Here is a 22,480-nt window from a genome sequence, read left to right as displayed (position 1 = left end):
AGAAGCGTCCAACTGAACGTTCAGTTGGACGCTTCTTTCAATTAGGACGACCCTTTACTCTGTCGTGACGAAAACTTCTCGGGCCGACCGTTAACCCCAAATAACTGCTGACGAAGTTCCTCAACCGACATATCGGGATGGTTTTGAAACCCGGTAAACGGTCGTGGATTCTCCCTAGCCCGGCGTTGGTAACGGTTAGCCATCATCAAAGCGTAAGACGTCAAGGACTCATCGACGATGTGGTCGCACAACGTCGCACTGGGCGTCTGCCTTGGATTATCAATCCGATCCTGCATGGTATCCAGGACTTCCTGATACTCTGGCCCCCATTGAATCGTGGCGCCAAACTGTTGTAGTTGGTCGATAAACGTTTGCGCTTCGTGGTGGTAAATGGTCTGCTGCATGGGATTTTCCATCGCAACGACTTCGTTCATCGCGATACCTTGCGTTAATTTGCCGTTAATCTGATCTGCCGACGCCAACGGGTCAGTCATCATAAAGTAGGTTAACAAGATTCGGAAGAATCGGACGGTTGAGGTCCGAACACCCACTGCCGTCGACGGATCCAAATCGAGCATCCGGATTTCCAAATAGTCCGCACCATTTTTCAACATATCCTGCAAATGACCGGTAGCTGACTTAATCCGCACGCTCCCGTGGTACTCGGCCTCACTAAACAATTTGCCACCTTGAATATTATCTTCAATCGAATTCACGTAATGACGAACACTTGTAAAATCTGGTTGAATCGCCGCACTCAGTCCAAAGTTAGATGACCGCAAACTTCGAACGTAATGGGTTGGCCCCTCACCAGGCTTAAAAAAATGCTGCTCAGCCAACGGGCTAGCGCCAAATAGGTAAGTGATCAACCACCGATAATAAACGAAACCCTGGGCGATTTTAGCGTACATCGCATTGATAAAATCACCAAAAGACGCAAAGGATGATTTTTGCGTCTCCCAGACGGTGTTAAGCACTGTGTCACTGATACTCACATTCAAGTGAACGCCGACCGGAATGCCTTCGGTATCACTCCGAGTCGCAATCCAGCGTTCGTAATAGGCCCGCTGGTCCGGCGCTACGTTGGCAATCGGGATTGTTTTTTTATCCTCTGGTAGCGCAGGCGGCATACTTAACGGCCAGAGTAGTTCGTTCGGCGCCAGTGAATTTCGTAACGTGTCATTGAGCGCCATCAGATAATGCATCGCATCGGCCGATTTTGGCGCCGTTGGTGTAATAATCTCGCTTTGAATCTGATACACATCAGTCTTAATAAAGTGGTTTTGCCGTTGATCTCCCAAAAGTTTGGGATATGGCTCGGTTGTCAGCTTCGATGCGGCATCAACCCGAATCGTTTCAACTTCAATCCCCATGTTGAAATCACTCGCGTTGGCAACAATTTCATGATTAAAAATAATCTGACCAATTTCATCAAACATCCCAATCCCTCCTCATGTGGTTTTGATTAGAATTACTTTACATCAAATTAGAATATGATGAAAGCATTTATTCTGATTTGATCGGGTTGGCGACGGTGTCCCATAAGTGTCCGACTTTAATTAATCCTTATCGAACACAAAAACGACTTCACTCTAACTCAAGTGAAGTCGTTACTAGGTTCATTTGGCTTTTGATAATCCTGGTCGAGAGGCATCAATTCACTCACTCGTTCAGCCTCAAGCACTAACAGCGGACCCGTTTGGGGCTGAACTTGGAGCCGGTTATGGGGATCAAACCCCTGTAATATTCCGATCATCGCTTGCCCACTAACATTAAATTGAACGCGTTCGCCAACCCATAAGACAGATTGCCGGTAAACCGCCAACCACGTCGCGGCCGGTTGTTGGAACAACGCCGTCAACTGACCGTAGATGGCCGCAATCACCTGGTTTCGCGTCCATTGTTGATTGGGGGTATCAGCCAGCGTTAAGCTGACCGGTAATGCTGGAACATCAGTCGCTGCAAGATTTAACCCAATCCCAATTAACAACTGCCAACCAGCTGAGGTTTGAACTTGTTCAATTAAGAGACCACCGCGTTTTTGATGCCGAAACACCAAGTCATTCGGCCATTTTATAGCGAGCTCAAGACCCGTGACCGCTGCTACCGCCTGGACAACCGCCACCGCTGCTCGCGCGGCCTCAAGTCCCCCGTCTGCTTGGTCGTTGAGGGGCCAAACAATCGTGAGATAAATGCCAGACTGAGCGGGGGACACGAACCGGTGATGAAACCGGCCCTTTCCCGCCGTTTGACGCTCTGCCACTACGATTTCAGGTCGGTGATTGAGCCGTTGCTTAGCATAAGTATTGGTGGAATCAACGCTTGGCAACACCGTCACCCGAGGATCAACCAGCCATTGGGATGGCAGGTTTTCTCGAATCACCGTTGCTTTTAAATCATCGCGCATTAACGCCTCCTAAATGAGGTGAACCCCTTTATCCGCATAAATGACGTCGCCGGTAATGGCCGTTGATAAATCGCTCAACAAGAACGTGGCCACGTTGCCGATTTCTGACTTGGTCACGGACACCCCATCAACCGTTCGTTCCTGCGACATTTTCAGCAGGGTGCTGGAGTTTTTAACCCCTGTCACAGCTAATGTTTTCACGGCCCCAGCCGAGATAGCATTTACGCGAACGTGACGATCACCAAGTTCTTTGGCGAGATAACGGACGTTGGCTTCAAGTGCCGCCTTAGCGACCCCCATAATGTTATAGTTGGGAATCACGTGCGTTGAGCCAAAGTAAGTCAACGTGACAAGGCTTATTAAATCAGGGAAAATTTCGGTTGCCAACCGTGATACTAGAATAAACGAGTATGCGCTGACGTCTTGGGCCAGGTTATACCCTTCTTTAGAAATCTGAAGAACTGGGTTCTCCAAACTCTCCTTATCGGCATATGCAATCGCGTGAATTAAACCATCGACGTGGCCGTATTGGTCCTTAATCGTTGTAAAGGCTTGAACCACCGTTTCCTCGTCAGACACATCACACTGAATCATTGGCATCTCTTCCGGTACAAACCGTTCAAGACTGCGCTTAATTCGCTCATTTTGATAGGTCAAAATAACTTGACCGCCATTTTCCTGGATGGCCTGCGCGCACCCCCATGCAATACTACTCTTATTCGCAACTCCCATAATGACGATGGTTTTTCCCGTCACAACGTCCATTTCTTCATCCCTTCCTAATAGTGGTTAAAATTGACGATAACGCTGACGCCTTGCTGCCATCAGCTCGGCAACAGGCAGTTTTGCCAGCGCCGTGATTTTAAGATCTAATTGAGTCGTTAAGGCGGATAACGTCTCGGGTGTCGTCACCTCGGGCAAGACCCGGTCAACAAACCCAGCGGCTAGTAGCTCGCTAGGCGTGAGCTTCATCTTCGCCGCAGCTTGGTCGGCCAGTTTCCCATCCCGCCATAGAATCGACGCGTACCCTTCCGGTGACACCACCGAGTAAGTACTTTTTTCAAGCATCCAAACTTCATCACCCGTTGCAAGTGCCAAGGCGCCGCCACTACCCGCTTCACCAAAAATGAGGCTCAGATATGGTACTGGTTGGCCAAGGCCGGTTTGAATGCTTCGAGCAATTGCTTCCCCCTGCCCGCCGTACTCGGCTTCCACGCCAGGATATGCGCCTGGTGTGTTAATTAACGCAACGATGGGGCGGTTAAACTTAGTCGACTGTTTCATTAATCGAATCGCCTTACGGTAGCCATCTGGACTAACACCGCCAAAGTGAGTCGCCTGACCTTCCGCCATGTCACGGCCCTTATTAGTCGCCAAAATGGTCACTGGCCGACCGTTCAAGCGGCCGACACCACCAATCAAGGCCGGATCATCGCCGTGTAACCGATCCCCGTGCAACTCATGAAAATCACTAAATACCCCATTAATCAACGTGTAACTATCAATTTTTGACTGACTCCGTGCCGCCTGAACGATATCGTACGCTGCATTTTCACTCATCTAGGCGCCTCCTTGGGACAGTTTTAGTAACGACACAATGGTGGCCTTTTGTGCCGACCGAGCCACGATATCGTCCACAAAACCATTAGCCAGTAACGTTTCAGCTCGTTGAAAATCAGCCGGTGGCTTAATATGCAAGGTTGATTCAATCACCCGGCGCCCCGTAAACCCAATGAGCGCATGGGGTTCAGCCAGCGTAATGTCAGCTTCCATCGCAAAACTGGCGGTCACGCCGCCCGTTGTGGGATCAGTTAACACCACCAAGTAACACAGCCCTGCTTCACCATGGGCCGTGACTGCTTGAGTGACTTTGGCCATTTGCATCAAAGAATGCAGGCCCTCTTGCATCCGAGCACCGCCAGATGCGGTATACAGCACAACTGGTAAACGTCGCCTTGTAGCTTCTTCGAACAGCCGGGTCAACTTCTCACCCGTCGCCGATCCCAACGAACCCATCATGAAGTTGGAATCCATCACGCCAATCGCCACCTGCAAACTGTCGATGGTCGCCATCCCCGTTACAACGCTTTCTGGCAGGCCAGAATGCTGCTTAGCTTTCGTTAATTTTTCAGCGTATTGATCATCAACAAGAGCTGGGTCAACCGCTAGCTCCGCATCGAATGCTTCAAATTTGTCAGTGACTATTTTTAAGCGTGCGGCCGCTCCCAGCCGAAAGCCATACCCACAATGGGGGCACTCTTGAAAGGGGCCCAACTTCTGGTGGTAGACACTTTGCTTACAGTACGGACACGTCACGTATAAATCTGACGGAATCTTATCCATCCGTTTTGCCAGAGTCGATTTATCTAACCCATTAAACTTTGCTGGCATCATCTAACCACCTCGGTAATATCGTCTGTTCAACGGACTCAATGGTCACTTCGTCCGCGACAAATTCAGGACTGGCAACCAAATCCACTAGAAATGCCTGATTAGTTGTCAATCCGGTGACTTTGAGCTCCGTCAGCAACCGTTGCATCTTCTTCAACGCCGCCGCCCGATTTGACCCGCTGGTGACCAACTTAGCAATCATCGAGTCATAGTAGGGTGAAATGGTGTCCACTTCACGCAGGCCAGTGTCAATTCTAACGCCGTGGGTCCCAACCGGTAGGAACAGGCCAGTGACGTCCCCAGCAGCTGGCATGAACTGGGCCGCTGGGTTTTCAGCATTAATCCGGCATTCAACTGCAAACTGGGTCACCTGAACATCTGCTTGGTCAAACGGTAGCGGTTGGTGAGCTGCTACCAGAACCTGGGCTTTAATCATCTCAACGCCAGTCACTTCCTCGGACACAGTGTGTTCAACTTGCAACCGGGTGTTCATTTCCATGAAATAAAACCGTTGATCAGGATCCATTAAGAACTCAAAAGTACCTGTATTCCGGTAGTTCACGCTTTGGCAGGCCTTTACCACAATGGCGCCTAACTCAGCACGACGCTCGGCCGAAATCAAGGAACTAGGACTTTCTTCGACTAACTTTTGGTGGTGGCGTTGCGGTGAACAGTCCCGTTCCGGAAAGTACACCACGTGACCAAAGTCATCGGCAATCACTTGCATCTCAATGTGCTTTGCATGTTCGATGACCTTTTCCAAATAGATGCCAGTTTCACCAAACGATAGCTGAGATTCACGTTTAACGTCTTCAAAGGCGACAGTTAATGCAGCTTTGTCGTCGACGCGTCGCATACCTTTGCCGCCACCGCCAGCAGCGGATTTCAGCATCACTGGATACCCAATTTTTTCGGCAAGGGTTAAGGCCGCGTTCAGATCTGAAATTGTCCCATCGCTGCCAGGAATAACCGGAACCCCCGCAGCTTGCATGACTTCACGGGCGCTAGCCTTATCACCCATTAGGGCGACAGTTTCCGATTGAGGACCAATAAAGGTTAGCCCCACTTCTTGGCACAACGCTACAAATTCAGCATTTTCGGACAAAAAACCATACCCGGGATGGACAGCATCACAGCCGAGCAGACACGCAACGGTCACGATGCTTTTCATATCTAGGTATGATTGTTCCGGCAAAGGCGCCCCGATACAAACGGCCTCATCTGCAAGTTCTACGAAGTAGGCATCCCGGTCAGCGGTCGAATACACAGCCACGGCTTCAATCGCCATCTCGTGTAAGTTACGGATCACCTGAACGGCAATTTCACCACGGTTAGCAACCAGGACTTTTTTAAACATGGGTTTCACTCCTCTGTTTCAACAATGGCAAAAATTAGCGTGGCAGAAAACACCACTTGACCATCGACCTTAATTTCGCCACTACCGATTCCAATGCCGTGGCGTTGTTTTAATAGGGCCACATGACAATCTAGCTGGTCGCCAGGGTGGACCGCCACAGTGTATTCGGCGGCTTTGACCCCACCAAACAAGACGTTTTTGCCAGCAGCTTGGTCGCTTAAAATTGCCAGTGCGCCGGTTTGAGCCATCATTTCTAGTAGCATAAACATGGGTGCGACCTTGTCGTTGGGTTGCCCCCGAAAATACCACTCGTTAATGGTGACCAGTTTCGTTGTATCTGCTCCCACTCCTGGTTCGACGGCTTTAATCTCGTCAATAAATAAAAAGGGTGGGCGCTGCGGAATCACGTCTTTAATATCCATATCAATTCTTCTCGATTCTAAAGAGCGGTTGATCGTATTCAACGAGGCTGCCGTCCTCAACTAAAACCTCACGCAAAATGCCATCATACGGGCTCTTCACTTCGTTCACGACTTTCATGGCCTCAATCAAGCAGACAACATCGCCGGCTTTAACCTGATCTCCCACGCTTTTAAACACGGGCTTGCCCGGTTGAGCCGCTAAGTAAACAAGGCCAACCAGCGGCGCCGGCACAACGGCACCATCCTCAGTGGGTGCTTCAGCAGTTTGGACGGGTGCCGAAGTTGCCACTGGTGCAGCCGAATTAGCTGCATTTGAGTGATGAGGCTTGGTTAACAACAACTTGAAATTGTTGTCACTAATTTGCATTTCGTTTAATGAGGACCGCTCGAACTTATCAACGAGACGTTCAATTTCTTGCTCGTTCACGCTTATCCCTCCCAGCGTTTAAAGGCAATCACGGCGTTGTGGCCGCCGAATCCAAACGAGTTACTTAACGCATAATTCACTTGTTGGTGCGCATTGTCCGCATTCACCAATGTGACGGGGGTTTCTGGATCTTGATCGTAGACCCCCACGTTTTGTGGTAACTGACCATTTAAAGCGCCAATTGTGGCAACGGCTTCAATTGCGCCAGCCGCACCTAATAAGTGGCCGGTCATTCCCTTGGTGCTGCTGACCAAGACATCTTGACCAAACAAGTCCGCGATAGCGCGCGCTTCACCCGCATCGTTCGCCTTGGTGGCCGTACCATGCGCGTTGATGTACCCGACGTCTTTTGGTTTGATACCGGCTTCTGAAATCGCCTGACTCATCGCGCGTTTTGCACCCTTGCCGGAAGGATCAGGGGCAGTGACGTGATAGGCGTCTGAGGTTCGCCCGTAACCGACAATCTCGGCTAGGATGGGCGCGTTTCTAGCTTGGGCATGGGTCAAACTTTCAAGAATCAGTGTGGCGCCGCCTTCACCCATGACGAAACCGTTGCGGTTCACATCAAACGGCATTGAGGCCTTTAATGGATCTGTCGACTTAGATAACGCGGTCAAGGCAGCAAAGCCGGCAATCCCAATTTCGTTGACAGACGCTTCTGAGCCCCCGGTCATCATGACCTGAGCACGGCCCAATTTAATTTGTTCAAAGGCGTCGCCAATGGCGTTCGTTGCAGAGGCACAAGCCGTGACAACGGCTTCACTAATGTTTTCCGCCTTAAAATAAATCGACAGATTACCGGCAGCCATATTAATGATTGAATTGGAGACAAAAAGCGGTGAAACCCGCTTTGGGCCCTTATCATGCATTTTGATGACTTGTTCTTGAATGGTGGTCAAGCCACCAATTCCTGAACCGTAGATGACACCAAAGTCCTCTGAGACAACGTTATCGGGTTCTAGCCCCGCGTTTTCCATCGCTTCAATCGCACTGTATAAAGCATACTGAGAAAACAGGTCCATCCGTTTCGCCGTCTTGGCTGACAAGCGCTTAGTCGCCTCAAAGTCCTTCACTTCACCAGCGACGGTAATGCCAGTATCCGCAGTGAACTTGGTGATTGGCGCAATGCCAACCCGACTATCTGCCACACCGTTCAAAAAGGTTTTGGCATCGTTTCCTAGAGGTGTCACTGCACCCATTCCCGTTACAACTACTCGTTCCATGTGGACCTCCTAAAGGGTCAAGCCACCATCGATTGTAATGACCTGGCCAGTGACGTATTCGTTATTTAATAAAAAGGCACAAACATCGGCAATTTCGGCTGGTTTCGCGAATCGTTTAGCCGGAATTTCAGCCAGAATGGCTTCTTTCGTCTTATCGCTGAGTGCATCCGTCATGTCGGTCTCGACCATCCCAGGAGCAATCGCATTGCTGCGAACCTGACGAAGGCCGCCTTCTTTGGCAATGGTTTTCATTAGCCCAATCAACCCGGCTTTGCTGGCCGCATAGTTGGCTTGACCGACGTTTCCAGTCAATCCCACCACACTGGCCATGTGAATAATGCTACCCTGGCGTTGCTTTTGCATCAGCTTCAACGCCGGTTTTGACATGTTAAAAGCACCGACTAGGTTCGTTTGGAGTACCGCATTAAAGTCCTCAGTGCTCATCCGAGTCATTAACTTATCCCGGTTAATCCCGGCATTATTAATTAACCCCCTTAACCATTCGCCGTGTTTCATTGCGTCATTAACCATCCGCTGGGCCTCAGCTTCATCCGTCACATCTCCCACAACCGTGTGGATGCCCAACGCATCAAGGGCAGCCAACTGCGATTCTGGTAACTCGTGACGGGTTGTGATGACAACATTCTCGCCATCACCCGCTAGCCGTTCTGCTATTGCTAGACCAATTCCGCGATTACCGCCGGTGATCAGCACAACTCCATCTGCCATTTTTACTCACCATCCTAATTCGCTTCTCACTGCGTTTAACGTTGTCATATCATTAATTTGGTACCGTTTGGCAGCTGGTGCAATCTGCTTAGCAAAGCTACTTAAAACGTGACCGGGGCCAATTTCAACAAACTGGTCCGCACCTGCCGCCGTCAGGCCTCGAAAATCATCATAAAAATGCGTGGGCGCAACTAGCTGGTCAACCAAGGTCGCCGCTAAATGTTCAACAGCAAATGGCTGACCGGTTGTATTACTCCAAACCGGCCACTTAGGGGCGGTAAACGCCACCGTTTCCAATCGTTGGCCCAATTTTTCTGAGGCACTTGCCATTAATGGCGTGTGGGAACTAACAGCAACCTTGAGCGGCACCACTCGAATTTTATGATCCTTCAAGGCCTGTTTGAGCTGTTTCACCGCCTCAGGGGTACCACCGACCACAAGCTGATTAAGCGTATTGTAGTTGGCAATGTAGACCCCATCGATCTTATCGCACAGTTCTTGGACAATGGTTTGCTGGTCCGTTAACACCGCGGCCATTTTCCCCGGTGTTTCATGACCAGCCGCCGCCATATAGCGAGACCGGTCTGCCACGAGCCGTAAGCCGTCTTCAAATGACAAACTGCCAGCAGCAACCAGCGCACTATACTCACCTAGACTTAATCCCACCAGTCCAACAGGCGTTGCCGCTGTTGGCGCAATCAACCGCCAGATGCCATAGCTCATCGTCAAAATTGCAACCTGCGTGTTTTCTGGTGCAGCCGCAACCTCCGGATCAGCGAGGTTAATGCCAAGAATGTCAGAAGCCTGCGTGACCGTTTGGCGATAGCTGGGCTCTTCACGGTATAGGTCTTGACCCATTCCAAGTGTTTGGGCACCCTGACCCGCAAATAAATAAGCCGTTTTTGCCATTGATTATTCCTTAGCTGCTAATTGCTTTTGGACGTAGTCTGCCACTTGGTTAACTGTGTCTAAGCTTTCATCCGTGTCAATTTCGATTTCAAATTCATCTTCGATTTCGTTAACGAGTTCAAAAACGTCAAGACTGTCTAAGTTCATTTCTTGCTTGAATGACATATCAGGCGTGATGTCTTTACCTTCCATGCTGTCGTCTTGTTGTAATACGTTCATGATTTTTGCGATGATTTCTTCTTTTGACATAATAATTGATTCCTCCAAAATGGTTTTAGTTGTAGTAGTCGAATATTGAAGCGCCAATTGTCAACCCGCCACCAAAGCCACACAGTAGCACCTTGTCGCCGGGTTTTAGTTGACCGCTTGCCACTAAGTCGTTTAAGACCAATGGTTCGCTCGCCGCTGCAACATTTCCGTATTCGTCAATGTTGATGGGGCACTGTTGGGCTGTTAACCCTAATTTTTTGCTGAGTTGTTGAATGATTCTGGCATTCGCTTGGTGGAAAACCACCCAATCAATATCGGGTAACGTCAGGCCGGTCTTTTGAAGGACCTCTTCAATGACAACCGGGGCCTTCTTAATCACAAAGTTGTAGATTTGATGACCGTCCATCGTCAAGTATGAGTCGGCTTCTACCGGTTTAGCGAAGGGGCTATTGTTCGGCCGAAAATCAGCCATGAGACTGCGCCCTTTTTCGCCAAAGGTTTTAAACGCGTCACCCAAGTAATGGTCTTGGCCATCCTCGTTCAGCGCTAATAACACCCCTGCGGCGCCATCACCGAACAACACTGCCGTACTGCGATCCTGCCAGTTAAGGTACTTACTCATCACCTCACCGCCAATGACGATGACGTTTTGATAGCCCTTTGCGACTGCCATATCATGAGCAACAGCCATGGCGTAGACAAACCCGGTGCACGCTGCATTGACGTCAAGCGTCGCCGCGTTTTCAGCACCAATCGCGCCTTGAACCGTTGCGGCCACACTGGGCATGCTGTAGGTTGGTGACATGGTGGCAACCACAATGAGATCAATTTGTTTGGGCCCTATACTATTGGCCTGCACCAACTGCTGGGCAACGTCGATGCATAAGCTCTCCGTTGTTTCAGTTGAGGCGAGGTGGCGACGTTCGATCCCCGTTCGCTGTTTGATCCACTCGTCACTGGTCGGCATTATTTTGGCTAGATCAGAGTTCGTGATGATTTGATCCGGTACTGCACGAGCCGTTGTTATTAAGTTAAATGTCATTTTGCTGTCCTTACTGGGTGATGTCGCTCAAAAAGTCTTCCAGGTTAATCAAGGCACGCTTGATGACCTTTACTTCATTGCCGTCCATTCCCTTAATAAAGCTCTTAACGATTTGGCGATGAAAGGCGTCATGGGCCCGGTATAACAGCTTGCCTTTGTTGGTTAGTGTCAGTCGGGTCACCCGATGATCTTGTTCGTCGTTGATTCGTTTGACGTACCCTTTACGCTCCAAGGTTTTGACGTTCGTTGTCAACGTCCCCTTAGTTAGCCGTAATTCATTTGCAACCTCGGAACTCGTTTTGTGATCATGCAGCGTAATCGCATGAATCAGGTGAATTTCTTTCACCGAAATATCCCGAAAGGTACTTTTCCGCAACGTTTCTTCCTCGATTCGCATAATATGGTCGTAAACATCCACCAATGCATCGTTCATAAATCGAAAATCCGCTTTACTAATATTGTTTTTTTCTTCAGCCATTGTTCATTTTCCTTAATTTGACGCCGTATTTGGTGCCACAATAAAGGTCAAGTCTGCCTTAGCTGCAACGTTGTCGCCAACGGTTGCTTCTGTATGCACCACTCCCATATTACTACGTCGTTTTGTAAAGGCCACGTGTAACTTTAAAACATCGCCAGGACGAACGATTTGATGGAAGCGGGCGTCTTTAATAGCGCCCAGGTAAGCTGTTTTGCCAGCAAATTCAGGGGACTTTAAAATTAAAATTGAAGCGGCTTGTGCCAGTGACTCAATAATGAGCACCCCTGGCATCACCGGATTGCCCGGAAAATGGCCCTGGAAGAATTCTTCGTTGATGGTGACGTTTTTGGTTGCCACAATTGATTCGCCAGGTTCCAATTCATCCACATAATCCATGAATAAGATTGGGTACCGGTTAGGAATCAATTCCATAATTTCTTGGGCAGATAAGATTGCCAATTGTTTTAACCTCCCTTTTGCTTGAGTACTTGTTTTTAAGTATTCGACGTGGTAATTTAGTTTGAACATCAAACCAATTTATCGAATGGCCTTAATATAATCACATTTAGTTTGAATGTCAAACCTTTTTAAGGAGTTTTATGATGAATGCTAAACAATTGAGCCTGAATGCCACCTTACTGGCATTGTTGATTATCCTTGGTATGACGCCGCCAATCGCTATTGGGTTACCCGTTCCAATCGTCCTGCAAAATTTTGGGATTTTTCTGATTGCTGGCCTGCTTAATACCCGCTCAGCGACGTTGGTCATTGCCACTTTTTTAACGTTAACAGCGTTAGGCCTGCCCCTACTGAGTGGGATGCGTGGTGGGCTGCCAGTCATGATTGGCCCGACCGGCGGTTACCTATTAGGTTGGCTGTTAACCCCCATTAGCGTCGCTGCGGTCCAGCGCCTTCTAGCCACTAAAACGGTGCCCAGTTTGTCGGCCCTACTACTAGGTGGAATGTTCGTCACTGACCTGGCAGGCACCATCTGGTTAACCATCTTTTACCACACCCCATTCACCGTTGCGTTACTCAGCAACCTCGTTTACATTCCGGGCGATCTGATCAAAATCGTGGCTTGTTCGGTTGTTCTCACTGCGGTCAATCGCGCCGTTAGTTTTAAATAACCCCAGCAAAAAGGGCTTATTCGACGCTTGACACGTCGAATAAGTCCTTTTTGTTACGATCATTAATCAGTCGTTTCCGTAATTAACCGGACCTGATACCCCTTGCCCGCCAAAATCCGGGCCGCATTATAGGGATTAAGCCCCTTGCGATACGTGATAAAGATGGTGCGGTCTGCCGGAATTTCGGCCAGTCGGTCGCGCAACTCACTCAGTGGAATGTTAGCAGTCGCGGCCACCGTTCCTGCCTCCGGCTTGCCAGCTTCCCGCACGTCTAAAAAGAAGCCGGTCGCTCGATCCGTATCCGTTAAGGCCTGACTATCCACCGTTTCAATCAAGTCAGTTAACTTGTTGATAGCGACGTATCCTGCAATATTTAACGGATCGCGAGTCGCTGAGTATGGCGGTGAATAAGGGAGTTCTAAGCTTGGCAAGTCGTTGACCGTCAGTCCACCGGTAATCGCCGCAGACAGTTCACCAGCTCGTTTATCGACGCCAGCTTCACCCACAAATTGACCGCCTAAGATCTTGCCAGTCCCGGTCGCAAACACGAGCTTGATTGACAACCGTTTGGCGTTTGGATAAAAGTACGCGTGATCAAACGGGGTGACGAAGACACTGTCATAGTCGGTGATGCCCATCGCATCAAGTTGTTGCGTACTAAATCCAACTGAGCTAACCGTGAGATCAAAAATTTTGGCCACGCTAACCCCAATGAAGCCAGCATACCTCAGGTCATCCCCATTGATAATGTCAGCTAATAAGTGGCCTTGCCGGTTAGCTGCACTAGACAGCAAACTGGCCACTGGCTTGCCCGTAATCAAACTGGTCGTTTCCACCACGTCACCGATGGCATACACGTTTTTGGCTGAGGTTTGAAGGTGGTCATCCACTTGAATATGCCCATCAGCGGAGACCGCAATGCCAGCGGCTTGAGCCAACTCACTATTTGGCGTGACCCCCGTCATCAGTAAGGTCATATCAGTGAGAATGGTCGTATCGTCAACCAGCCGTAAAATACAGCCACTGGCCTCAAACGTTCGAACCTTCTTATTCAGTAATAACGTCACGCCATGAGCGACCACCTCATCCTTAACAATGTCCGCAATTTCGCGATCATACGGGGACAAAACCTGATCAGCCATATCAATGACAGTCACTTCCAACCCGGCCCGCTGCATGTTTTCAGCTAACTCCAGACCGGCCGTGCCAGCACCAAGAATAGCTACTTTCTTAGGCTGGTTTTCAGCCATAAACGTTTTGATTCGGTCAGCATCCGTCATACTACGTAACGTGAAAGCATTGGTCACGCCTAACAGCCCTTCAAGTCTCGGCTTAACCGGGCTTGCGCCAGTCGCCAGTACTAAGCGATCGTACGTTTCGGTATAGGTACTGCCGTCATCTAATCGTTTCACCTGAATCGTTTGGGCCTCCGGATCCACCGCCGTCACCGATTGTCGGATTCGCACGTCGATGTTATTCTTTTGCTTTAAAATCGCCGGTGTCCGTTCAATCAATGAATCCCGGTCATTGATGACCCCACCCAAATAATACGGGAGCGCACAACTGGCATAGGAAATGTTGTCCCCCCGCTCAATGAGAACAATCTCATGATCTTCGCTTAATCGCCGCAACCGAGTGGCAAATGAGGGCCCTCCAGCAACCCCACCAACTACAATAATTTTCATCAGCACGCCTCCAATGTAACCGTTTTAATACTCTTAGCATACCGGTTAACCCACTTTCAGGCAAGCCGTCGCTCTCGGAACGTCAATTGACTCTACTAATTCATATGTTAAAATCACCTTAATCATTTTTAACCCGATTATAATTTATTTAAAGGAGGCGGTCTCATGTTTAGTGAAATTGGCCAACTCATTTTTGATAACGAATCTGTCGCTAAAACGCAAGATTTCAATATGGGACTTGAAATCGAAATGCAGCGGGTGGACGAGACTGGTGAGCTGAGTCGCGAACCCTACCCAGCTGCTGCGGGCGATGAACAGACCAACCCGTGGATTACCAACGACTTCTTAGAGACCATGTCAGAAGTGGTGACGCCAGCCGCTAGTCATGCACTGGATGCCATGCACTACCTATATAGCTTGAATAATGCGTTACGGGCGGCCTTATCCCCTGGAGAACTGCTTTGGCCACTATCCATGCCACCGAGGTTACCCGAGGATAAGTCGCAGATTCCCTTGGCCAAAATGGGGCCAAAAAAAGAGGCCTACCTAAAAGAATGGGTCAAACGGCACGGCTTTTCGGCTGGTACGCCCTGTGGTGCACACATTAACTTAAGCATTGACGACCACGTTTTTGAAATGGTCTATGAGCACATGCAGGATCGGTTTCCAGACCGGGTTGAATTGGAAAACTACCTCTATGCCATCATTGCACAAGGTTTTCTGCGTTACCGTTGGCTTATTACCTATCTATTCGGCGCAAGTCCGATTGCGGAGGCCGGTTACTTTAATAAGGGCGAGGCACCTGACCACCCCGTTCGTAGCATCCGCCAAAGCTCGCACGGCTTCGGAACTAAGTTTAAGGGCGATTACACTAACGTCCAGCGCTACGTTGCCAGAATTGAACAAGGCGCCAAGGACGGCACCCTCATTTCGGACTATGAATTCCATGGGGCCGTTCGCTTTAAGGGAAATCAGAATCTCAGTGATTTGCCGAAAACCGGGGTTAAGTATCTTGAATTAAGAATGTTGGACCTCGACCCTAGCAGCTCTGTGGGCGTTCGGACCAACACCTTGCGATTCATCCGCCTACTCGCCAGTTACTTCGTCATGACGCCTGCGCTTCATCCAGAGGAAGTTGAAAAGGTGATGACTCGTGCCGATGAAATGAACGAAAACGTGGCAATTGAACAACCGGACGCGCACTGTCAATATGAAGCGGCCGCTCGGGCCATGCTTCAACGGCTGGAACGTTACGCCAACCAAATTCAACTGGGTCCCGAGTACCAAGAAGAGATTCAAGACCTCGAAGAACGGGTCGATAATCCTTTCAACACCCTCAGCGCCCGCTTGATGACCCACGTGTCCCATAACTCGTTGGCGGCGTATGCCTTAAAACGAGCCAAGCGATATCAAGACTCGGCACTTCAGACTATTCGGCCGTTTAAGGGGTTTAATAACAAACGCAACTTGTCAGCGGAGGAACTGAAAGCGGAACTTTTCAGTGGCAGCTGGATGCCTGATTCGGGCCTCCAATAACCGTCAGAAAGAAACGATGACCTAATCGGCGTCCATTGTGCAAGAATTCAGCCTTACCTCAGATTCCGACCATATCAACCAATAAACCCGATTCCGACAAGTGCGCCGAAATCGGGTTTATTAATTTGATTCTCTGGCATCTCCAGAGCGTTGTCACACATTTTTTGGAGTGGATAATCGGCCATTTCTAAAGCTGGTGAGGCCCGTCAACTAACGCGGTACTGAGGGTTAGCCTTTTGCTAATAAGCAGTTGATCGATGCTTTTTGGCTATTCAGCAATCGTTTTAGCGTACCCAGCAAAAACGATGTATTTTTTATTATTTTTATCCTTAATCTGGAAGTACTTAACCTGACGCCCTTTTTTCTGGAAAACAAGTTCTCGAGTGACTAAAAAGTGTTTCTTAGTCCGAACTTTCACCCATTTACTTAGGTGATAGTTCTTATAAAAGCGGCGTTTACCAGCGACTTTGATTATTTTTCGATGTTTGATCTTTCTAGTGGAAGTTAGCGTCAACCCTCGTGCGGCCAACTTCTTACTATTTTTCTGATGATTGGCCGGTTTAGTTTGAGGCTTATTATCGGGGCTTACATTAACAGCGCTTGAAACTGGCTTTTCGCTCGCTTTTCCTACCTCCGTTGGCACGCCAATATTTCTAGAAGTGACATCGCGACTCTGTGATTGACCACTATTAACGTTTCCCGGATTAAGAGTCGGGTTTTTAAGGGTCTCTTGGCCAACGATTTTCTCAACGTAATTTTGGCCATTTGAAACGACAATTAAATCGCCATTCTTAAGAGTTGCCGCGTCATCATCATCTTGATGATCCATCCGCAACGTCCATTTTCCATCTTTGTCCGCCTTAACATTGTAGTCGTGCGGTAGCCCTTCATTACCCAAGTAAATAATTGAAAGGTCAGCGTTTTTAGCGGCCTTACCCGTTATTTCTTGATTGGGAATTGGCTTAATATCATTAATTAAAAAGCCGTCTTTTGCCTCAGATGCAGTGCCGCCATCCATCAAGACGGCGACTCTTTCTTTCAACGGCGTGTCCTTTATTGGATCTTTATAGCTAAAAACTTCAAATGACCCTTTCGCGGTAAAATCAAAACTCGTGAATTCCATCCACTTTGCCTCATCATTTAAGTTGAGGTTTAAGTGACCATTCCCGTCCAGTTTTAACCCACCGTCACCCAGGTGGTTACCATTGCTAACGGCATAAAGATTAACCGCGGCGTTAGGCGTCCCACTCAGTTCAATCCTTTTCTTATCTGCACTAAACTGAGCTGTTAGCGCTTTAAACTGGGATTGCTTATTGGTATCACCGCTAACTTTTGCTGGGTTGACTTTAATTGTCTCAATCTGGCTATCCTTTTCACCACCAATCAAATTAAAGTTTAATTCGCTGGCCTGTTCATAGCCGGCGATATCAAAATGATAGATGACACCTCTAATAAATGACGGGTCTTCCGTTGAAATCGTCATCAGACCGTGACTGTCAGTGTGCTTTGTAATCTTTTGATTATCCTGAACACCTTCTGATAAGTTTGGAATAGCTGTTACCTTTGCATCAATGGGTTTACCCGTTTTGGCGTCAACAATTCTAAACGTTCGTTTCCCGGTCAAAAAGGCTTGAGCATCAACTGAAAAAGTCATGTTAGCCGCTTTTCCAAATTCAAAGTGACCAGCGATAACTTTCATTTCTTGCTGACCGGCAAATAGTTTCAGTTGGTACGAATGCCCCTTCACTAGGCCGTCCTTTGTCGATAAAGACACGCCGGAATTCTCTAATTTTGGATAGTCCGAGTCTGTTTTGGTGATTTGCTTAGTCGTGACCAATCGGGAGCCGTCAAAAACCTTAACTGTCAGATCTTTCCCATATGACGCCGGAGCACCATTTTGTAATGCGAAGATCAATCCCTCATGAGTATCCGTTTGCTGCTCGACTTTTGTAGAACTGACCGAATTTGCTTGAGCAACTATCTCCCCTGTATACAGGCTAACACCTAACAATGCAGCTGTTGATAGCGCCAGAACTCGCTTATTCAAAAAAATCTCCTCCATTTTCTAAATAGTAATAATTACTATTTAATATGAAACAAAATTATCATACGCCACTTTTGGAAGTTCGTCTATATTTTTTTGATTTTTAAGATTGTCGTTTAGCACCACCTGATCCTGGCCGGTATAGGCGTGTAAATAAAAGCCGGTTGATGCTCTCGATAAAAATAGTGGGCGCCAAGCCCCGAGAGATTTCAGAGTATAACGCAAATAAACCCGATTCCGACAAGCATGCCGAAATCGGGTTTATTTACATTTTGATACACAATCGAGCGAGGTTGGACCCTTGGACAATTAAGTCATTAACACTAGTCCGCCCGTCAAAGTAGACTTATAACTCAGTCCCTTTTAAGCTGATTCTGTTTAACATCCGTCATTGGCTCAGCCGTAATGACGATGGTGTCATCAACTAAATCCGCTTTGAGTGCCTTAACGTCTTGGTGATCCAAGTAGAAGTCAGTCACCTTATCCCGGATTTCCTGTTCAATCACCCGCCGTAGTGGCCGGGCCCCCATGGCTTCATCATAGCCTTGGTCCATCAAGTAATCCTTGGCTGCATCTGTGACCGTTAACGTAATGTCCTTTTTGGCTAACGTCCGGTTCACATCCGCTAACATCAGATCCACGATTTGACTTAAATCGGTCTTTGTCAAATGACTAAATTCAACGATGCCGTTAAACCGATTCAAGAATTCTGGCCGGAAGTACGGGGCTAAAGTCGTCATCAAATCAGCTTCTGCCGGCTTGTCACCCGTTAAGGCTTCGTTGCCAAACCCCGCATTGGAGGTGGCAATGATAATAGTGTTCTTGAAGTTGACCACGTTACCTTGACCATCCGTTAAGCGACCGTCGTCCATGACTTGTAACAACAGCGTCAAAACTTGAGGGTCTGCCTTTTCAATTTCATCCAATAGGACAATTGAGTACGGATTTCGCCGAACTTGTTCCGTCAACGTGTTCCCATTATCTTCATAGCCGACATATCCAGCGCTAGTCCCAATCAATTTTGAAACCGCTGTTCGGTCACTGTATTCACTCATGTCCAACCGAATAATGGCGTTCTTGTTGCCGAAGAGGTCGAGGGCCAACTGCTTTGCTAATTCAGTCTTTCCGACCCCCGTTGGGCCGACAAACAAGAAGCTGCCAATTGGCTGATTACCTTCGGAAAAGCCAGCCCGATTTCGGCGAATGGCTTTTGCCACCATATCAACCGCTTCATCTTGCCCAATGACCTTACCTTTTAGTCGATCAGCAATGCCCTTTAATCGTTGAATGTCATTTTCTCCCATATTGGAAACCGGAATGCCAGTCAACCGTTCAACGGACTTGGCCACGTCGTTTGGCGTCGCAACAACCGTCTCAGTGTCGTCAGATGTCGTCTTCAACTGCGTCTCTAATTTTTCAATCTTGGTCTTGGCCACTGCCGCTTGTTCAAAATCTTCACGTTTAACAGCTGCATCCTTTTCCTTCTTAGCAGCCGTAAGTTGATCCTTCAAGCTAGCGACATCATCCCCTGAAACGTGGGCAGCCAAGTGAGCCGCCGTCATATCAACAAGGTCAATCGCCTTATCAGGTAACGTCCGTTGTGGCATATACTGAACGGAATAGTCTACCGCTGCTCGTAACGCATCATCTGGCAACGTGACGTGATGATGCTTTTCGTACAATCCCTTGATGCCTTGTAGGATTTTGAACGTATCATCGGCTGTTGGTTCGTTAATTACGACTTCATTGAACCGCCGTGCTAGGGCCGTATCCTTCATAATCGTATTGCGGTATTCATCCTGCGTCGTGGCCCCAATCACTGTCAGGTCGCCACGCGAAAGTGCTGGCTTAATGATGTCCGCCAGTCCTTTACCGCCATCTTCACCACCAGTTGAACCGATCCCCAAGATCTGGTGAATTTCATCAAAGAACAAAATAACGTTGCCCGCCGCCTTAACTTCTTGGACGAGGTTTTTGATATTTTCTTCAAACGACCCACGGTACTGGGTTCCCGCTTCCAAATTGGAGAGGTCGATGGCGTAAATTTCCTTATTCTTAACGGCTTCTGGAACCTTACCAGCTGTAATTGCTTGCGCTAAGCCTTCAACAACAGCTGTTTTTCCAACCCCAGCATCACCAACTAAAACCGGGTTATTCTTAATGCGACGGCTCAAAATTTCAGCCGTTTCCTGAACTTCCTTATCCCGGCCAATGACTGGATCTAATAGCCCATCACGTGCTTCTTGGGTTAAGTTCCGGCCGAGTTTCTCTAAAATACCACCCTTTTTAACGGCGTGGTCACCATTTTCAGTTACTTCAATCTCATGTTCACGATCTGGTAATTTACCAGTCGTACGGTACTGGGCGAATTCGTCAGGCGTCAGTTCATGGCCGTTCACCATGTAGCGAGCTGTCGAACGATTACCGTCGCCCATCTGGCGAAAGACTTGATTAAAGAAATCATCCATGTTGTTACCGAAGAATGAATCATTGTTAAAACTTGCCATATTATAGGCCCCCTGTCATTTAATTCGGGTTTTTTGTTAGCTTAAACTTCAGCTCAACAAAAAAACACCGTCAACTGTCGTATCGGGTGTCTGCTGATGGTGCTATTAAATTGTAGACGCGATCAGCATGAACAACCTTGTTTCGTTGGGCTGTTCCCCTATCGACACTTTATACTATATCACGTTTTTAGCACTCGGTCAACTCGAGTGCTAATTTATTGGAAAATTCATTTGGTTGTCATAATCCCGGTATTACGACACAAAAAAAGAGCCGGATTATCACCCGACTCATCGCATTTAGTCACTATTACTTAACGTTGTAGCCAAATACTGAATCAAAAACTGCAAATGGCTTTGCAAGCCATGCCAATGGTGTGAGTACTAACCCAACAACCGTTCCAATAATACCTTCGATCATTATGAGCCCCCCAATCTGACCTAGAATTGGTAACCGATTTTTCGGACCAAGACCCGACACTTATCGATTATCAGTTATATAGTACCACGTTAGGACGCTCTAGGGCGAGTGAAGTTTTCAATTAATCGCTGAAAATCAACTCAAAAAATGACGCCAACTAACGCTTGGGTTAGTGACGCCATTTTAACCTGTTTTTTAACGACCTGCTACCTGCATTTCGGCCTGCTTCATTTGTTGATCTTCAATCGTCATCACCGCCCGATGCACGTTAACCCCGTTTTGGTAGACGTCTTTTTCCCGTTGGATCACCGAAATATCCGCGATGGGATCTTCGGTCATTGCAATGAAGTCAGCGTACTTTCCAGGGGCAATTTCACCATATTCTGCCTCAACGTGCATGGCCCGCGCGCAGTTAATCGTTGCTGTATCAATGGCCTGAGCCGGGGTCATCCCTGCTTTTTCAACGTATAGTTGTATCTCGTAGGCACTTTCACTCTCAAATCCGTTGTAAGGGGTGCCGGCATCGGTTCCCATGGCGATTGGAATGCCAGCCGCTGCTGCCTTGGTGATGCTAGCAAAATGCTTTTCGATGTTCACAATGACCTTTTGCCGGGCCCAGTCTGGCACCGTATTTTCGCCGTATTCGTAAATCGCGTACATGGCGTTCATCGTAGGTACAATGGTCGTTCCGTGTTCTCTAAAAATGGCGATGGTCTCATCATCAATATTAAAGGCGTGTTCAACCGTATCCACACCGACGCGGGCGGCTTCCTTGACCCCTTCTGCCCCTTGAACGTGGGCCGCTACCGTTTTGCCTTTATGGTGGGCTTCCACAACTGCGGCGCGGACCTCGTCTTCGTTGAACTGGATATCATCCGGCGTTTCGCCATTTTTTAGAACGCCCCCGGTGACCATTAGCTTAATGTTGTCGACGCCCTTCTTCATAGCCGTCCGAACCCCTTTGATCATCTCGTCAACCCCATCGACTTCGTGACCGGACCCGGCGCCATGGCCCCCCGTCATGGTAAATGCGCGGCCTGATGTCATCACTTTTGGACCCGCGATCATGCCCTTTTCCTGCATTTTTTGGATTTCCATATCAATATCGTACGCGGCACCAACGTTTCGAATGTATGTGATGCCATTATTGATTGCGTCTTGCATGTTTCGAATGGCGTACATGGTGTTAAATTCCCGCGAATCAGAATGCCGATCTTCTTCACCGTCATGCCACCAGTAAGTCGGAATACTGGTGATATGGGTATGGGCGTTCATGATACCGGGCATCACATATTTTCCCTTCATATCAACGGTTTCATCGACTGATGCTGGGCCTTTTCCTTCACCGGTTTCGATAATTTTTCCGGTATCAGTATCCACGATCATATACCGATTGGTTTCAAAGGTTTGAGCAGCGTGGTTATAAATTGCAGCGTTGGTGTAGTTGATTTTTGTCATAATATCTTCCCCTTTTAATAAGTTAATAAGCTTGCGTAACTGTAACGGACCATCATCTTGTGTTGAGACTAACGCATACGACATGTCAACCACCACCTTTCCTGCCT

At 48.3% G+C, this 22,480-nt stretch carries 21 protein-coding genes; 2 read left to right on the top strand and 19 right to left on the bottom strand.

The annotated features are described in order from the left end of the window. Positions 1-41: 41 nt before the first annotated feature. From FC96_RS10695 to fabZ, 15 genes are all read right to left on the bottom strand, one after another. Entirely contained in the window at positions 42-1,439 is a 1,398-nt protein-coding gene (locus tag FC96_RS10695) for a glutamate--cysteine ligase (RefSeq protein ID WP_056942989.1), read from the bottom strand. A 158-nt stretch (positions 1,440-1,597) separates the two neighbouring features. After that, positions 1,598-2,407 carry a biotin--[acetyl-CoA-carboxylase] ligase gene (locus FC96_RS10690; RefSeq protein ID WP_041095690.1) on the bottom strand — a complete coding sequence of 270 codons (810 nt, stop codon included), beginning with the start codon at positions 2,405-2,407 and terminating at the stop codon, positions 1,598-1,600. A gap of 9 nt (positions 2,408-2,416) precedes the next feature. Next, positions 2,417-3,172 (bottom strand): enoyl-ACP reductase FabI, encoded by a 756-nt coding sequence (fabI, locus tag FC96_RS10685; protein WP_056942988.1) that lies wholly within the window; start codon positions 3,170-3,172, stop codon positions 2,417-2,419. Between the two features lie 24 nt (positions 3,173-3,196). Further along, entirely contained in the window at positions 3,197-3,967 is a 771-nt protein-coding gene (gene accA, locus FC96_RS10680; protein ID WP_056942987.1) for a carboxyltransferase subunit alpha, read from the bottom strand. Then, positions 3,968-4,801, bottom strand: coding sequence for an acetyl-CoA carboxylase carboxyltransferase subunit beta (locus FC96_RS10675; RefSeq protein WP_041095684.1), 834 nt, complete (start codon positions 4,799-4,801; stop codon positions 3,968-3,970). After that, on the bottom strand, positions 4,782-6,155 hold the full coding sequence (locus FC96_RS10670; RefSeq protein WP_056942986.1) for an acetyl-CoA carboxylase biotin carboxylase subunit: 1,374 nt from the start codon (positions 6,153-6,155) through the stop codon (positions 4,782-4,784). Before FC96_RS10670 ends, FC96_RS10675 begins: the two co-directional genes overlap by 20 nt. Positions 6,156-6,160: 5 nt before the next feature. Next, a complete protein-coding gene (locus tag FC96_RS10665; RefSeq protein WP_041095680.1) occupies positions 6,161-6,577 on the bottom strand; it encodes a 3-hydroxyacyl-ACP dehydratase FabZ family protein in 417 nt (138 codons plus the stop codon). A gap of 1 nt (position 6,578) precedes the next feature. Continuing rightward, a complete protein-coding gene (locus FC96_RS10660) occupies positions 6,579-7,004 on the bottom strand; it encodes an acetyl-CoA carboxylase biotin carboxyl carrier protein (RefSeq protein WP_054659869.1) in 426 nt (141 codons plus the stop codon). Positions 7,005-7,006: 2 nt separating this feature from the next. Beyond that, the gene (fabF, locus tag FC96_RS10655) at positions 7,007-8,227 is read right to left on the bottom strand and encodes a beta-ketoacyl-ACP synthase II (protein WP_056942985.1); all 1,221 of its coding nucleotides are present in this window, start codon (positions 8,225-8,227) and stop codon (positions 7,007-7,009) included. Positions 8,228-8,236: 9 nt separating this feature from the next. Continuing rightward, positions 8,237-8,956, bottom strand: coding sequence for a 3-oxoacyl-ACP reductase FabG (gene fabG / locus FC96_RS10650; RefSeq protein ID WP_054659867.1), 720 nt, complete (start codon positions 8,954-8,956; stop codon positions 8,237-8,239). A 6-nt stretch (positions 8,957-8,962) separates the two neighbouring features. Then, positions 8,963-9,865, bottom strand: coding sequence for an ACP S-malonyltransferase (locus FC96_RS10645; RefSeq protein ID WP_054659865.1), 903 nt, complete (start codon positions 9,863-9,865; stop codon positions 8,963-8,965). 3 nt (positions 9,866-9,868) lie between these two features. After that, positions 9,869-10,114 carry an acyl carrier protein gene (locus tag FC96_RS10640; RefSeq protein WP_054659863.1) on the bottom strand — a complete coding sequence of 82 codons (246 nt, stop codon included), beginning with the start codon at positions 10,112-10,114 and terminating at the stop codon, positions 9,869-9,871. 25 nt (positions 10,115-10,139) lie between these two features. Beyond that, positions 10,140-11,117, bottom strand: a complete 978-nt coding sequence (locus FC96_RS10635) for a beta-ketoacyl-ACP synthase III (RefSeq protein WP_056942984.1) — start codon at positions 11,115-11,117, stop codon at positions 10,140-10,142. A gap of 10 nt (positions 11,118-11,127) precedes the next feature. Then, positions 11,128-11,595 (bottom strand): MarR family winged helix-turn-helix transcriptional regulator, encoded by a 468-nt coding sequence (locus FC96_RS10630; RefSeq protein WP_056942983.1) that lies wholly within the window; start codon positions 11,593-11,595, stop codon positions 11,128-11,130. Positions 11,596-11,607: 12 nt separating this feature from the next. Next, positions 11,608-12,054, bottom strand: a complete 447-nt coding sequence (gene fabZ / locus FC96_RS10625) for a 3-hydroxyacyl-ACP dehydratase FabZ (protein WP_041095665.1) — start codon at positions 12,052-12,054, stop codon at positions 11,608-11,610. Between the two features lie 143 nt (positions 12,055-12,197). On the opposite strand from fabZ, the gene FC96_RS10620 reads away from it, so the two are divergent. After that, positions 12,198-12,725 (top strand): biotin transporter BioY, encoded by a 528-nt coding sequence (locus FC96_RS10620; RefSeq protein WP_056942982.1) that lies wholly within the window; start codon positions 12,198-12,200, stop codon positions 12,723-12,725. 62 nt (positions 12,726-12,787) lie between these two features. Here FC96_RS10620 and FC96_RS10615 read toward each other — a convergent pair whose 3' ends face one another. Then, positions 12,788-14,410, bottom strand: coding sequence for an FAD-dependent oxidoreductase (locus tag FC96_RS10615; protein WP_054659859.1), 1,623 nt, complete (start codon positions 14,408-14,410; stop codon positions 12,788-12,790). Positions 14,411-14,575: 165 nt separating this feature from the next. Between FC96_RS10615 and FC96_RS10610 the strand changes: the two genes are divergently transcribed. After that, on the top strand, positions 14,576-15,946 hold the full coding sequence (locus FC96_RS10610) for a glutamate--cysteine ligase (RefSeq protein WP_056942981.1): 1,371 nt from the start codon (positions 14,576-14,578) through the stop codon (positions 15,944-15,946). 268 nt (positions 15,947-16,214) lie between these two features. Here FC96_RS10610 and FC96_RS10605 read toward each other — a convergent pair whose 3' ends face one another. The 3 genes from FC96_RS10605 to FC96_RS10595 form a co-directional block, all read right to left on the bottom strand. Beyond that, positions 16,215-17,993, bottom strand: a complete 1,779-nt coding sequence (locus FC96_RS10605) for a hypothetical protein (protein WP_056942980.1) — start codon at positions 17,991-17,993, stop codon at positions 16,215-16,217. Between the two features lie 350 nt (positions 17,994-18,343). Then, positions 18,344-20,497 carry an ATP-dependent Clp protease ATP-binding subunit gene (locus FC96_RS10600; protein ID WP_056942979.1) on the bottom strand — a complete coding sequence of 718 codons (2,154 nt, stop codon included), beginning with the start codon at positions 20,495-20,497 and terminating at the stop codon, positions 18,344-18,346. Positions 20,498-21,110: 613 nt separating this feature from the next. Next, a complete protein-coding gene (locus tag FC96_RS10595) occupies positions 21,111-22,373 on the bottom strand; it encodes a metal-dependent hydrolase family protein (RefSeq protein ID WP_056942997.1) in 1,263 nt (420 codons plus the stop codon). Between the last annotated feature and the right edge of the window lie 107 nt (positions 22,374-22,480).

The organism is Secundilactobacillus kimchicus JCM 15530, from assembly GCF_001433995.1.
GTDB lineage: Bacteria > Bacillota > Bacilli > Lactobacillales > Lactobacillaceae > Secundilactobacillus > Secundilactobacillus kimchicus.
The sequence above is the reverse complement of the archived record's forward strand: the minus strand, read 5'-3'. Positions and strand labels throughout refer to the sequence as shown.

Bases quoted from the DNA above. Each gene is read 5' to 3' on its own strand.
- FC96_RS10665 (WP_041095680.1), bottom strand. From the start codon at position 6,577: ATGGATATTAAAGACGTGATTCCGCAGCGCCCACCCTTTTTATTTATT.
- fabF (WP_056942985.1), bottom strand. From the start codon at position 8,227: ATGGAACGAGTAGTTGTAACGGGAATGGGTGCAGTGACACCTCTAGGA.
- FC96_RS10670 (WP_056942986.1), bottom strand. From the start codon at position 6,155: ATGTTTAAAAAAGTCCTGGTTGCTAACCGTGGTGAAATTGCCGTTCAG.
- accA (WP_056942987.1), bottom strand. From the start codon at position 3,967: ATGAGTGAAAATGCAGCGTACGATATCGTTCAGGCGGCACGGAGTCAG.
- FC96_RS10640 (WP_054659863.1), bottom strand. From the start codon at position 10,114: ATGTCAAAAGAAGAAATCATCGCAAAAATCATGAACGTATTACAACAA.
- FC96_RS10600 (WP_056942979.1), bottom strand. From the start codon at position 20,497: ATGGCAAGTTTTAACAATGATTCATTCTTCGGTAACAACATGGATGAT.
- fabI (WP_056942988.1), bottom strand. From the start codon at position 3,172: ATGGACGTTGTGACGGGAAAAACCATCGTCATTATGGGAGTTGCGAAT.
- FC96_RS10645 (WP_054659865.1), bottom strand. From the start codon at position 9,865: ATGGCAAAAACGGCTTATTTATTTGCGGGTCAGGGTGCCCAAACACTT.
- FC96_RS10620 (WP_056942982.1), top strand. From the start codon at position 12,198: ATGAATGCTAAACAATTGAGCCTGAATGCCACCTTACTGGCATTGTTG.
- FC96_RS10615 (WP_054659859.1), bottom strand. From the start codon at position 14,410: ATGAAAATTATTGTAGTTGGTGGGGTTGCTGGAGGGCCCTCATTTGCC.
- FC96_RS10675 (WP_041095684.1), bottom strand. From the start codon at position 4,801: ATGATGCCAGCAAAGTTTAATGGGTTAGATAAATCGACTCTGGCAAAA.
- fabG (WP_054659867.1), bottom strand. From the start codon at position 8,956: ATGGCAGATGGAGTTGTGCTGATCACCGGCGGTAATCGCGGAATTGGT.
- FC96_RS10690 (WP_041095690.1), bottom strand. From the start codon at position 2,407: ATGCGCGATGATTTAAAAGCAACGGTGATTCGAGAAAACCTGCCATCC.
- FC96_RS10635 (WP_056942984.1), bottom strand. From the start codon at position 11,117: ATGACATTTAACTTAATAACAACGGCTCGTGCAGTACCGGATCAAATC.
- FC96_RS10610 (WP_056942981.1), top strand. From the start codon at position 14,576: ATGTTTAGTGAAATTGGCCAACTCATTTTTGATAACGAATCTGTCGCT.
- FC96_RS10595 (WP_056942997.1), bottom strand. From the start codon at position 22,373: ATGACAAAAATCAACTACACCAACGCTGCAATTTATAACCACGCTGCT.
- FC96_RS10695 (WP_056942989.1), bottom strand. From the start codon at position 1,439: ATGTTTGATGAAATTGGTCAGATTATTTTTAATCATGAAATTGTTGCC.
- FC96_RS10630 (WP_056942983.1), bottom strand. From the start codon at position 11,595: ATGGCTGAAGAAAAAAACAATATTAGTAAAGCGGATTTTCGATTTATG.